Source organism: Nocardia sp. NPDC057440 (assembly GCF_042802915.1).
In the GTDB taxonomy this organism is placed as follows: Bacteria; Actinomycetota; Actinomycetes; order Mycobacteriales; family Mycobacteriaceae; genus Nocardia.
The window spans coordinates 17129-29521 of the sequence record NZ_JBHVDF010000034.1 but is presented as its reverse complement, the minus strand read 5'-3'; the positions used below and the strand labels follow the sequence as shown (position 1 = coordinate 29521).

13 protein-coding genes are annotated in these 12393 nt (G+C 67.2%); 7 read left to right on the top strand and 6 right to left on the bottom strand.

All coding sequences use genetic code 11. The annotated features are described in order from the left end of the window. Positions 1–234 precede the first annotated feature (234 nt). The 3 genes from ACFU4Z_RS36040 to ACFU4Z_RS36030 all read left to right on the top strand — a co-directional run bounded on the left by ACFU4Z_RS36040 (position 235) and on the right by ACFU4Z_RS36030 (position 2089). Positions 235–963, top strand: a complete 729-nt coding sequence (locus ACFU4Z_RS36040) for a rhomboid-like protein (protein WP_379072750.1) — start codon at positions 235–237, stop codon at positions 961–963. Positions 964–1020: 57 nt separating this feature from the next. Continuing rightward, the gene (gene nucS, locus ACFU4Z_RS36035; protein WP_379072748.1) at positions 1021–1707 is read left to right on the top strand and encodes an endonuclease NucS; all 687 of its coding nucleotides are present in this window, start codon (positions 1021–1023) and stop codon (positions 1705–1707) included. A gap of 79 nt (positions 1708–1786) precedes the next feature. Beyond that, a complete protein-coding gene (locus tag ACFU4Z_RS36030) occupies positions 1787–2089 on the top strand; it encodes an ATP/GTP-binding protein (protein WP_379072746.1) in 303 nt (100 codons plus the stop codon). A 147-nt stretch (positions 2090–2236) separates the two neighbouring features. Here the strand turns inward: ACFU4Z_RS36030 and ACFU4Z_RS36025 are convergent, their stop codons facing one another. Together ACFU4Z_RS36025 and mce are read right to left on the bottom strand one after the other, a co-directional pair. After that, positions 2237–3232: a hypothetical protein gene (locus tag ACFU4Z_RS36025; protein WP_379072744.1), complete on the bottom strand. Its 996-nt coding sequence runs from the start codon at positions 3230–3232 to the stop codon at positions 2237–2239. A gap of 86 nt (positions 3233–3318) precedes the next feature. After that, entirely contained in the window at positions 3319–3780 is a 462-nt protein-coding gene (mce, locus tag ACFU4Z_RS36020; protein WP_328412773.1) for a methylmalonyl-CoA epimerase, read from the bottom strand. Positions 3781–4188: 408 nt separating this feature from the next. On the opposite strand from mce, the gene ACFU4Z_RS36015 reads away from it, so the two are divergent. The 4 genes from ACFU4Z_RS36015 to ACFU4Z_RS36000 all read left to right on the top strand — a co-directional run bounded on the left by ACFU4Z_RS36015 (position 4189) and on the right by ACFU4Z_RS36000 (position 6974). Beyond that, positions 4189–5367 (top strand): acetyl-CoA C-acetyltransferase, encoded by a 1179-nt coding sequence (locus tag ACFU4Z_RS36015; protein WP_379072742.1) that lies wholly within the window; start codon positions 4189–4191, stop codon positions 5365–5367. A 42-nt stretch (positions 5368–5409) separates the two neighbouring features. Continuing rightward, entirely contained in the window at positions 5410–5649 is a 240-nt protein-coding gene (locus tag ACFU4Z_RS36010; RefSeq protein WP_379072740.1) for a hypothetical protein, read from the top strand. A 46-nt stretch (positions 5650–5695) separates the two neighbouring features. Beyond that, positions 5696–6064 (top strand): DUF3817 domain-containing protein, encoded by a 369-nt coding sequence (locus tag ACFU4Z_RS36005; RefSeq protein ID WP_379072738.1) that lies wholly within the window; start codon positions 5696–5698, stop codon positions 6062–6064. A 61-nt stretch (positions 6065–6125) separates the two neighbouring features. Continuing rightward, entirely contained in the window at positions 6126–6974 is an 849-nt protein-coding gene (locus ACFU4Z_RS36000; protein ID WP_379072752.1) for a co-chaperone YbbN, read from the top strand. A 22-nt stretch (positions 6975–6996) separates the two neighbouring features. Here the strand turns inward: ACFU4Z_RS36000 and ACFU4Z_RS35995 are convergent, their stop codons facing one another. From ACFU4Z_RS35995 to ACFU4Z_RS35980, 4 genes are all read right to left on the bottom strand, one after another. Further along, positions 6997–7368 (bottom strand): VOC family protein, encoded by a 372-nt coding sequence (locus tag ACFU4Z_RS35995; protein ID WP_379072736.1) that lies wholly within the window; start codon positions 7366–7368, stop codon positions 6997–6999. Between the two features lie 87 nt (positions 7369–7455). Beyond that, a complete protein-coding gene (gene glgB / locus ACFU4Z_RS35990) occupies positions 7456–9627 on the bottom strand; it encodes a 1,4-alpha-glucan branching protein GlgB (protein ID WP_379072734.1) in 2172 nt (723 codons plus the stop codon). Continuing rightward, positions 9624–11627, bottom strand: a complete 2004-nt coding sequence (locus ACFU4Z_RS35985) for an alpha-1,4-glucan--maltose-1-phosphate maltosyltransferase (protein WP_379072732.1) — start codon at positions 11625–11627, stop codon at positions 9624–9626. Before ACFU4Z_RS35985 ends, glgB begins: the two co-directional genes overlap by 4 nt. A gap of 38 nt (positions 11628–11665) precedes the next feature. After that, on the bottom strand, positions 11666–12307 hold the full coding sequence (locus tag ACFU4Z_RS35980; RefSeq protein WP_379072730.1) for a LysE family translocator: 642 nt from the start codon (positions 12305–12307) through the stop codon (positions 11666–11668). Between the last annotated feature and the right edge of the window lie 86 nt (positions 12308–12393).

Below are 12393 nucleotides of genomic sequence, written 5' to 3'. Positions count from 1 at the left end.
GATGGTACTGCACTCGACAGGGTGTGGGAGAGTAGGACACCGCCGGAACATCATTCGCGAGAGCCCCCGACTTCGGTCGGGGGCTTTCGTCGTTTGTGGCGAGATACACACAGCGAAATGGTTTCGCTGCAATCTCACAGGGAACTGCCAACGTAAGCAGAACGCCCGCAGCGATCATGAACGTAAACCGATATCGTCGGTGGGACAGACAAGCCGAGAAGCATGGAGGTGCTGATGGTCGTGGCGACGACAACGGCCGACCGGGCGCTCAGTGATCCCAGCATACCGAGCAGATCTCGATCGTGGCCGAGATTGCCCGCGACGGCCGGCTACCTCGCTGCGCTCGTCATCGTCACGACGGTCTTCTCGGTGCTGAGCGATTCGGCCCGGTCGAAGATGGTGCTGCACGCGAGCACCAACCTCCACAACCTGCTGAACGGGCACGTCGGAACCCTCTTTTCCAGCGCGCTGGTGATCGGTGATGTGAGCGCGGCCTGGGCCATCATTCCCTTGCTCGGCTGCCTGCTCGCCCTCGCCGAATTGCGCTTCGGCGCGGTGCACCTGATGCGTGTCTTCCTGGCCGGGCACATCGGGGCCACTCTGCTCGTCGCCGGAGGGCTCTGGATCGCCATCGATGTCGGCTGGGTGCCCGCCAGTATCCGCTGGGCGGAAGACGTCGGCGTCAGCTACGGGGCGATGGCATTGATCGGGGCCCTCGTCGTCGCGGTCCCGCACCGCTGGCGGCTCGCCTGGGCCACCACATGGTTCATGATCGCCGCAGAGGGCGTCCTGATCGAGCGGACCTTCACCAGCGTCGGTCATCTGATCTCGTGCTGCATCGGAACGGCCGTGGGATTCGGCATGATTCGGGCCAATGCGGCATCCACCCGCAAGCTCACCAGGGTCGAATCGGCTCTGCTCGCGGTGAGCGTGCTGCTCGCGGCCATCATGCTCATGGGCTGACCGGCGCCGTGGCGGGCTGGCCACAGCGGCGGCCGGGCACTCGCCTACAGTGCTTGGGTGCGCCTAGTGATTGCTCGCTGTCAGGTCGACTATGTGGGGCGACTCACCGCCCATCTCGCAATGGCCCGCCGGTTGCTGCTGATGAAAGCGGACGGTTCGGTTCTCGTGCATTCCGACGGCGGCTCCTATAAGCCGCTGAACTGGATGAGCCCGCCGTGCTGGCTGGAGGAACGCAGCGGTGACGAGGCGCCCGAGGGGGCGAAGGCGCTGTGGGTCGTCACCAATAAGGCCGGCGAAGAATTGCGGATAACTATCGAGGACATCGAGCACGACTCCTCGCATGAGCTGGGCGTCGATCCCGGTCTGGTGAAAGACGGCGTGGAGGCGCATCTCCAGGAGTTGCTCGCCGAGCACGTGCAGACCCTCGGTCCCGGCTATACGCTTATCCGCCGCGAGTACATGACGGCCATCGGGCCTGTTGATCTGCTGTGCCGCGATGCCGACGGCGCCACCGTGGCCGTGGAGATCAAACGCCGCGGCGAGATCGACGGTGTCGAACAGCTCACCCGGTACCTCGAATTGCTCAATCGCGACCCACTGCTCGCCCCTGTCGCAGGGGTCTATGCGGCGCAGCAGATCAAGCCGCAGGCTCGTACGCTCGCCGAGGACCGCGGAATCCGATGCCTGGTTCTCGATTACAACGCCCTACGCGGCACCGAGAGCAACGAATTCCGCCTCTTCTGAGTCGAGTAGCCGTCCGGTGGCTCCGATCGATCCAGACGGGCGCACAAGAGCATGTTCGGTCGAGGCTTAGGCTTGGTGCATGCCGCGTCGGAAGCCTCGCACCGACCGCCGCGCGGATCCGTCCGCGGGCGGTGGGCTCGGCGACGTCTTCGGAAGCACCGAGCCGGGACCGGACAGTGACGACCTCTACACCGTCCGGACCATCCCCGGTGGCCGAGCGATCAAGACATATCGCTGTCCGGGCTGTGATCACGAAATCGTGCCAGGCGTAGCCCATATCGTCGCCTGGCCCGCCTATGGCGGTGAGGACGACCGCAGGCACTGGCATCGGGGTTGCTGGAACGGCCGCCAGACGCGCAGGATAACCCGTCGCTGGTCGTGAATGCCCTTGCGGCCGAACGCGCTTGCCCGCAGACGCGGGCTCGGCCAGTACGCGCAGTGGCGGGGGAGAATTAGGAAGGCCGCCCCGGTCGGGGCGGCCTTCAGTGTGAATTTCTGTGGGTACCGCGTGTCGCCGCGTGGCCCGACGTCAGTGCGTGATGTCGGCGTTCTCGCGCTCTTCGTCGACGATGTCGTCGTCGGCGACCTCAGGGATCGCCTTAGCGCGCGAGCCGGTCACCGACTTGGTGTTACCGCCGATCGACTTGCGCTGGTCCGGAACTCCGTCCAGCAGTTCGCTTTCCCGGTTGACCGCAGCGAGCATGGCGGGCACCGAGTCGAGCTGGCCGCGGATGCCGAGCAGCTGGGCGAGCACCCGGCCGCGCAGTACGCGCATCTCCTCGGCCAGTTCCTTCGCGTGCGCGATCTTGCGCTCGGAGGTCTGGGTGGCCGAGGTGATGAGGCGGTTGGACTCGTCGGTCGCGTCCTTGATCCGCTGTGCGGCCTCGGCGCGGCTGGTGGCCTCGAGCTCCTCCATGGCGCGGGTGAGCTTGGTGCGACGCTCCGCCATGGTGACCTCGAAGTCCTGCTGGGTCGCCTTGCGCTTGGCGTCGGCTTCCTTGCCGAGGCGGTCGGCCTCGGCCTGAGCGGCTTCGATGATCTTGGCGGACTCGGTACGCGCATTGGCCAAGGTCTGCTCGAACTCGATCTCGAGTGCTTCGCGCTTTTCCTTGGTCTCGGCAAGCAACGACTCGTACTTGCCACGCATTTCGGTGGCTTGCTGCTCCGCGATCGACACCATTTCCGCAGCCTCGGCCTGCGCGAGGGCGCGGACCTCGGAGGCCTCGTCGGAGGCCAGTCGGAGCATGCGGGAGATGCGGTCGGACATGCCTTCCGCGGTGGTCGGCGGAACCGAGAGGCGGTCGACCTCCTTGCGGAGCTCGTCGATCTCGTCCCGCGCGTCCTCCAGCTGGCTTGCGAGGTTACGGGCTTGTGCCGCAGCAGCATCCCGGTCAGTGGCGGTGACCCTCAGCTCTGCATCGAAGCGGTCGAAGTAGTTGCGTACCTCGTCTTGCGCATAGCCCTTGCGCACAACGGTGAAGGGGAGCGCAACGAAGCGATTGCGATCGGACTCAGGTGACGACATGGCCAACAAACTACAGCCTAGCGAGACATCATGGTGACTCGACCGCGAATGTGATTCTGAAGAGTTTTTCGGGCCCGATCTTGATACTAGTGCGTAACATTCGCGTTGGGTTCGACCAACTCGATCAGCACACCGCCAGCATCCTTCGGATGGATGAAATTGATGCGGGAATCGGCGGTTCCGTGCCGCGGAGCCTCGTACAGCAAACGCAGCCCCCGATCGCGAAGGTAGGTCGACACCGCATCGATGTCGGTGACGCGGTAGGCGAGTTGCTGCAGGCCCGGTCCGCTGCGGTCGATGAACTTGGCGATGGTCGAGTCGGCGTTCAGCGGCGCCAGCAACTGCAGGGCAGTCGCGCTGTCCGGTGCGCCGGGCAGCGACAGCATCGCCTCGTGCACACCTTGGCTCTCGTTGACCTCGCGATGCGTCTCGATCATGCCGAGATTCTCGGCATACCAGGCAATCGCGGCATCCAGATCGGGCACCGCGATGCCGACGTGATCGACGGCGATGACGTAGTCGCCGGGGATGAAGCTCGAAGGATCCATAACGTTGCTCACCACTCGAACGTAGCGTCTGCCTGACACTGCCGGATGGAGACCGTCGATAGTTCTGCGCGCGGCCGAGCGCAGAACTGGTTGGGCGCAGTCGGACAGTGTCTGTCGGGAGTCCTGTGCTCGGCCGAGTGCACGGGCGGGCCCGCCTGGTGAGACGCAGTCGGACGGCGTCGTTGGTAATCCTGCGCTCGGTGGAGCGCAGGCGAGGCACCGCCAGGTGAGAGGCAATCGGACGGCGTCCGTCGGCAGTCCTGCGCCTGGCCGAGTGCAGGCGAGGGCACCGCGTACCTGGCAGGGGTCGACTCGGACCGACAAGCTACCGTTGAGTACAAGACTCGACGCCGCGCCCGGGCGCGGCTGTTGGCGATCCAAACTGCTGTGAGGAAAAGAGGGCTCGTCGTGACCACTTCCGTGATCGTCTCCGGTGCGCGTACCCCGGTCGGCCGGCTGCTCGGCGGGCTGAAGGACTTCAGCGGGTCCGACCTCGGTGGCTTTGCGATCAAGGCGGCGCTCGAGAAGGGTGGCGTCGCGCCGGAGCAGGTCGATTACGTGATCATGGGCCAGGTGCTCACCGCGGGTGCGGGCCAGATCCCGGCTCGGCAGGCGGCGGTAGCCGGCGGCATTCCGATGGACGTGCCGGCGCTGACCCTGAACAAGGTGTGCCTGTCGGGCATCAACGCGATCGCCCTCGCCGACCAGCTGATCAGGGCGGGCGAGTACGAGATCGTCGTCGCCGGCGGCCAGGAGTCGATGAGCCAGGCGCCGCACTTGCTCGAAAAGAGCAGGGAGGGATTCAAATACGGTGATGTGACACTGCGTGATCACATGGCCTACGACGGCCTCTACGACATCTTCACCGACCAGCCGATGGGTGCGCTGACCGAACAGCGCAACGACACCGCGCCGATCAGCCGCGCCGACCAGGACGCGTTCGCGGCCGCCTCGCACCAGCGGGCCGCGGCGGCGTGGAAGAACGGGCTTTTCGACGCGGAGGTCGTTCCGGTCGCGGTGCCGCAGCGCAAGGGCGACCCGGTGCTGGTCTCCGCCGACGAGGGCATTCGCGCGGACACCACCGCGGAGTCGCTGGCCAAGCTGCGTCCGGCCTTCCGCAAGGACGGCAGCATCACCGCGGGCACCGCCTCGCAGATCTCCGACGGCGCGGCCGCCGTCGTGGTGATGAGCAAGGCCAAGGCCGAGGCGCTTGGGCTGAGCTGGATCGCCGAGATCGGCGCCGCGGGCGTGGTGGCCGGTCCCGACTCGTCGCTGCAGGACCAGCCTGCCAATGCGATCGCCAAGGCTTGTGCGCGCGAAGGTATTTCGCCCGCGGAGCTGGATCTGGTCGAGATCAACGAGGCGTTCGCGGCGGTGGGCATCGCCTCCACCCGCAAGCTCGGCATCGACCCGGAGAAGGTCAACGTCAACGGTGGCGCGATCGCGATCGGTCACCCGCTCGGCATGTCCGGCGCGCGAATCCTGCTGCACCTTGCGCTGGAGTTGAAGCGCCGCGGCGGTGGCATCGGCGCTGCCGCGCTGTGCGGTGGCGGCGGTCAGGGTGACGCCCTGATCATCAAGGTCTAGCCGACCGGCGCCGGACGTGGCGGTCTGATCAGGGCGGTCGCCATGATCAGCACGCCGGCGGCGACGATGGCGATTCGCAGGTTTGTCGGGTCGGCGAGCACCCCCCACGGTGGTCGGCTTGGTCGCGACGGTGCATCGCCGGAGATGCTCCGCGCGGCCAAGTTCTGGCGTACCGACAGCACTCACTCGGCACCGACGGCGCTGCGCGCACCTGACCTGCGAACGACGCCCCGGCCGGACCTGGTCGCGGAGTTGGGCATGATCCGCACTGCCGCGGTGTGACGGGTTCAACTACGGACCGTCGTAGCAGTCCGGCACAATGGTGGCCATGGGCAATTTCTTCGACCTGAGCACCGTGGCCAAGCGCTTCCGCTTCATCGCCGTGCTGGAGGCTATTTCCTGGGCCTTTCTGATCGTCGGCATGGTGTTCAAGCGCCTTCCAGAGCCGGTCCTGTGGCCGGTCAAGGTGTTCGGGATGACGCACGGCATCATCTTCGTGCTGTTCGTGATCGCGGCGATCGTCGCGGCCCGTGAGCTGGGCTGGACCGTGAAGACCACCGTGCTCGCGCTGCTGTCGAGCATTCCGCCGTTCTGCACCGTGCTTTTCGAGGTGTGGGCGGTGCGGGCGGGACAGCTGGGTGAGCTGAGCGACACGGCGTCGGTCGACTCCGGGGCTCCCGCATCCGTCACGCCGTGACAAACTGGAAGCCGTGACTCGACCTGCTGCCCGCCGTCCTTCGCCCGCCGTCGCCGCCGCTATGTCCGGTGCGGTCGATCTGTCCAGCCTGAAGCAGCCCCCGGCCGGTGCGGCCGGTGCGCCCGGTGGCGACTATGCGGTGAACGAGACGGATTTCGAGACGAAGGTGTTGCGCCGTTCGATCGCGCTGCCAGTGGTCGTCGCGCTGTACTCGCAGCGCAGCCCCGGCAGCGTCGAGCTGGTCAAACTGCTCGAGCGACTTGTCGTCGAAGACGGCGGCACCTGGGCGTTGGCCACTGTCGAGGCCGAGGCCAATATGCGGATCGCGCAGGCCTTCGGCGTGCAGGGCATTCCGACGGTGATCGCGGTCGCCGGTGGCCAGCCGCTCGCGGATTTCCAAGGCGCACAGCCGGAATCGCAGGTTCGGCAGTGGCTGAACGCGGTCATCGACGCGGTGGCGGGCAAGCTCGACGGCGCGAACGGCGAGCCGCAGCCCGCCGAGGATCCCCGCTTCGCCGCCGCCGAGGCGGCGCTGGAGCAGGGTGACATGGCAGGCGCGGAGGCCGCCTACGAGGCCATCATCGCCGCGGAGCCGAACAACGACGAGGCCAAGATCGCGCTGCGTCAGCTGCGCTTCCTCGGTCGTGCCCAGAACATTCCCGAATCGGCGATCGCGACCGCGGATTCCGATCCGGCCGATATCGGCGCCACGTTCGACGCCGCGGACCTCGAACTGCTCAACCAGCAGCCCGAGGCCGCGTTCGATCGACTGATCGCGCTGATCAAGCGGACCGCCGGTGATGAGAGGACGCAGGTCCGCACCCACCTGCTGGAACTGTTCGAGCTCTTCGATCCGGCCGATCCGGTCGTCGTCGCGTCCCGCAGGAAGCTGGCCGCCGCGCTGTACTGAGCGCGCCGATTGCCGGGTGCGCTCAGGCCAGCGCCTCGACCTTGCTCGCGTCGAACTCGACGTACTCGACGATCGCACCGCCCGGGTGCCGCACCGTCAGATTGCGCCCGGTCGGGACGTCGTTGGGTCCGTCGAGTGTCTGCCCGCCCTCCTGCTCGACCACCGCGAGGACTTCCTCGAGGCTGTCGACGATCGTGGTGGCCTGCACACTGCGGAAGGGAGCCAGGCTCTCCGGGGTCCCGGCGACCAGGAGGAAGTCGCCGATCCCGGCCAGCTCCACCTCGCGATAGGCGAAGCGCAGACCCGGCTGCGCGCCGGTCAGAGCGGTGAAAGTCGGCACGGCGGTGTCGAGATCATCGACGTAGATGCGGGCGAAGGTGTTGCGAACGGCCATGACGCATTCCATTCATTTCGATAGTTGACGAAGTATCGAAATGATCGTATAGGCAGCGGTGCCGCTCCGCTCGCCCGATGGCGTCGGCTATTCCGGCGCGAGCCAGACCGCGCTATTGGGGGCAAGGGCGACGGTGGCCGACGCCGGTCTGCCGTGCCACGGCTCCTCCATCGCGGTCACGGCGCCGAGGTTGCCGATGCCGGAGCCGCCGTAGGCGATGGCGTCGGTGTTGAGGATTTCGCGCCAGCGGCCGGTGGCGGGCAGGCCGACGCGATATTCGCCGTGCACCGAGCCGGAGAAGTTGTAGACGCAGGCGACCATCGAGCCGTCGGAGCCGTAACGCAGGAAGGCCAGGACGTTGTTGGCGCGGTCGTCGGCCTCGATCCAGGAGTACCCGCCGGGTGCGGTGTCCTGCGTCCAGAACGCCGGGTGTGCGCGATAGACCGCGTTGAGGTCGCGCACGGCGGCGGTGATGCCGAGGTGCAGCGGATTGTCCAGCTCGTGCCAGTCCAGGCCGCGATCGTGCGACCATTCACGAAACTGGCCGAAATCCTGCCCCATGAACAGCAATTGCTTACCGGGATGAGCCCACATATAAGCCAAGAGAGCGCGCACGCCCGCGGCCTTGGCGAAATCGTCGCCGGGCATCCTGGTCCACAGGGTGCCCTTGCCGTGCACGACTTCGTCGTGGCTGATCGGCAGCACATAGTTCTCGCTCCACGCGTACACCAGGGAGAAGGTGATCTCGTTGTGGTGCCAGGAGCGGTGGATCGGATCGCGGCCGAGGAACCCGAGGGTGTCGTGCATCCAGCCCATGTTCCACTTCATGGTGAAACCGAGGCCGCCGACGTCGGTGCCCCTGGTCACTCCGTGCCAACTCGTCGATTCCTCGGCGATGGTGACGACGCCGGGGTGGTACCGGTGCACGGTGTTGTTCAGGTCCTGGAGGAAATCGACGGCCTCCAGGTTTTCCCGGCCGCCGTGCACGTTCGGCTCCCAACCCCCTTCGGGGCGTGAGTAATCCAGATACAGCATGGAGGCCACCGCGTCGACGCGCAGGCCGTCGAGGTGGAACTCCTCGATCCAGTACCTGGCGTTGGCGACGAGGAAGTTGCGGACCTCATTGCGGCCGAAGTCGAAAACGTAGGTGCCCCAGTCGAGTTGCTCGCCGCGGCGCGGGTCGGCATGTTCGTAGAGCGCAGTGCCGTCGAAGCGGGCCAGCGCCCATTCGTCGCGCGGGAAGTGTGCGGGCACCCAGTCCAGCAGCACGCCGATCCCCGCGGCGTGCAGGCGATCCACGAAGGCGCGGAAGTCGTCGGGGGAGCCGAAGCGCGCGGTGGGCGCGTAATAGGACGTGACCTGGTATCCCCAGGAGCCGCCGAACGGGTGCTCGGCGATCGGCAGTAGCTCGATGTGGGTGAATCCGGCCGCGCGCACGTACTCGGCCAGCTGGTCGGCCAGTTCGCGGTACCCGAGACCGGGACGCCAGGACCCGAGATGGACTTCGTAGACGCTCATCGGCGCGCGGGTCGGATCGGTGCGTTCGCGGGCGGCGACCCAATCATCGTCGGACCACGCGTAATTGCTCTCGGTGACGACCGACGCGGTGGCGGGAGGGAGTTCCGTCGCGAACGCCAGCGGATCCGCGTGGTCCACCGTCCGGCCGTCCGCACCGTGTACCCGGAACTTGTATGTGGCGCCGACGCCGACACCGGGCACGAACACTTCCCAGACCCCGGAGGAGCCGAGCGCGCGCATCGGTGCGGCGGTGCCGCGCCAGTGGTCGAAATCACCGATCACGGTGACGCCGCGGGCATTCGGAGCCCAGACCGCGAACGAGGTGCCGCTGACCTCGCCGTCCAGGGTGGTGTAGCGGCGCGGATGCGCGCCGAGCACCTCCCACAGGTGTTCGTGGCGGCCTTCGCCGATGAGATGCAGATCGAGCTCGCCGACGGTGGGCAGGAAGCGGTAACCATCGGCGGTGATGATCTGCTGGCCGCCCGGATAGCTGGTCACGAGGCGATAGTCCATGACATCGGGGTAGGGCAGCACCGCGGCGAATATCCCGTGCCCCACCGACTTCAGGGGATGATCGGTGCTTCCTACGCGCGCCGACACCGTCTCCGCGTGCGGCCGCAGCGCCCGGATGACCGTGCCGTCGCGGTGTGGGTGCGCGCCGAGCACGGTGTGCGGATCGGTGTGGGTCCCGGCCGCGAGCAGCATCAGGTCGCGGCGTTTCACCACCGTGGCGTCGCTCATCGGAAGGTCCTGCGATAGGCGAGTGCGGCGCGAACCTGCTGCGGCACCGGCGGCAGCGCCAGGATGTGAGCGACCGAATTGGCCGGATCCAGCCGCACGTAATTCGTTTGCGCCCAGTGGTATTCCTCGCCGCTGACCTCGTCGTAGACGACCGGACGGTCGTGCCATTCGTGCCCGATCGCGGGTAGGTCGAGCGAAATCATGCCCTGCTCGGCGCCGAAGGGGTTGAGGTTCACCACGATCAGCACGGCGTCGCCGCTGGCCGGATCGATCTTCGAGTAGGCGATCAGCGCGTCGTTGTCGACGTGATGGAAATGCACGCAGCGCAGCTGCTGGAGGGCGGGATGTGCGCGACGGATCTCATTGAGCCGAGTGATCCACGGCTCCAGCGATTCTCCGCGCGCCAGCGCCTCGGCGAACGGGCGCGGGCGCAGTTCGTACTTCTCGGAATCCAGGTACTCCTCGCTGCCCGGCCGCACCGCCTGGTGCTCGAACAATTCGAATCCGGAGTAGACGCCCCAGGTCGGGGCCAAGGTCGCCGCGAGGACCGCGCGAATGGCGAACATGCCCGGCCCGCCGTGCTGGAGGCTCTCGTGCAGGATGTCAGGGGTGTTGGTGAACAGGTTCGGTCGGGCCTCGTCCGCTTTCGCGGCCAGCTCCTTGCCGAATTCGGCCAGCTCCCATGTCGCGATGCGCCATGTGAAGTACGTGTAGGACTGGCTGAATCCGCGTCTCGCGAGGCCGTACAGCCGAGCCGGCCTGGTGAACGCCTCGGAAAGGAAGATCACCTCGGGGTCGGTGCGGCGCACCTGCGCGATCAGCCATTCCCAGAAGTCGGCGGGCTTGGTGTGCGGGTTGTCGACACGGAAGATCTTGACGCCCAAGGAGATCCAGTGCCGCACAACACGCAGGACTTCCGCGTACAGTCCGTCGGGATCGTTGTCGAAGTTGACCGGATAGATGTCCTGGTACTTCTTCGGCGGATTCTCGGCGAAGGCGATGGTGTCGTCGGGCAGGGTGGTGAACCACTCCGGATGCGTCTGTACCCAGGGATGATCGGGTGCACACTGCAGGGCCAGATCGAGGGCCACCTCGAGGCCGAGTTCGGAAGCGGTGCTGACGAACTCGGTGAAATCGGCTTCGGCGCCGAGGGCCGGATGGATCGCGTCGTGCCCGCCGTCCTTCGAGCCGATCGCCCACGGCGAGCCGACATCGTCCGGCTCGGCGGTGAGCGCGTTGTTGCGGCCCTTGCGGTTGATCTCGCCGATCGGATGGATCGGCGGCAGATAGATGACATCGAAACCCATGCCCGCGATGCGCGGCAATTCCTTGGCCGCCGTGGCGAAGGTCCCGTGGATCGGGTTGCCCGCGGCGTCCCGGCCGCCGGTCGAGCGCGGGAAGAACTCGTACCATGAGCCGTACAGTGCGCGTTGGCGTTCCACCTGCACGGTCTGCTGCGCGCCGCGAGTGACCATGTCCCGCAACGGCGTCGTGCGCAGGATCTCGGAGATCTCCGCGCCGAAGGCGGGCGCGACCCGTGCGGGCAATTGTTCGTCGCCGCGCAGGGCGGCCGCGGCCGCGCGGAGGCGCTCGAACTGTTTCTTCGGCACGCCCTGTGCCGCGCGCTCGAACAGCCGCGCGCCGAGCTCGAGATCGTTGGCCAGATCCACGGCGCTCTGCCCGACGGCCAGTTTCGCCTCGACCGCCGCGCGCCAGGTGGCGATCGGATCGCTCCAGCCCTCGATGCGGTAGGTCCACGCGCCGGGCAGGTTCGGGACGAATGTCGCGTTGAACACGTCGGGCTCGAAATCCGGCGCCATCCGAATCCTGGTGATTCGCGACGAGCCGGGAGCGCGCACCGCCAGTGTGGCGGCGACCGCGTCGTGCCCCTCACGCCAGACCACGGTGCGCACCGGAAAGACCTCGCCGACCACGGCCTTGGCCGGTCGGCCGCCCGCGATGGACGGGGCAGTGTCATCGATAGCGATGCGGCCGGTCACGGGACCAACCGTACCGTTACCTCGCGCCGAGACGTCGCTCAGCGCGCGTCGGCGGCGAGGCCGAGGCCGAGTGCGACCAGCACCGCACCGAGCGCCCGCTCGATCCGCTGCCGGATCCCGGTTCTGCGCAGCCAGGCCCCGGCCCGGTCGGCGGCCACCACAACGCCGACGCACCAGGCGGTGTCGATGACGAGCTGGATCATGGCCAGGACCAGCACGGTCGGCAGCACCGGTCCGTCGGCGGGCAGAAATTGCGGCAGGATCGTCAGTCCGAAGACCGCGGCCTTCGGGTTGGCGGCGATCGAGATCAGCGAGGCGCGGAAGGCCGCGGCAGGCGTCCGCCCGGTAGGCAGCATTTTCGTCATCGTGACGCCGAACTCGTCATCGCCGCGCGCCCCGCGCCAGGCCTGCACGCCGAGCCAGATCAACACCACGCCACCGACGATGTGCACCGCGGTATTCATGAACCGGTTCGCGACCAGCAGCACCGAAAGACCCGCCCCGCCGGCCAGCGTCCACCCGAACACCCCGATCTCGTTGCCCGCCACCGCCGCCAGCCCTGCCGCGCGCCCGTCGCGGACCGAACGTTGCAGGAACAGCGCCGTCGCCGGGCCGGGCAGCGCGGCCAGGATGAGGCAGGCCACCAGAAATTGTGGGAGGACATCGACCCAGTGCGGCATCAGCCGATGCTGTCACGGGCCGGCGTGATCGGCCACTGGAATTCGCGTGGACGAGAACTGCCTCGACCCGGGCGTCAGCACCGCAC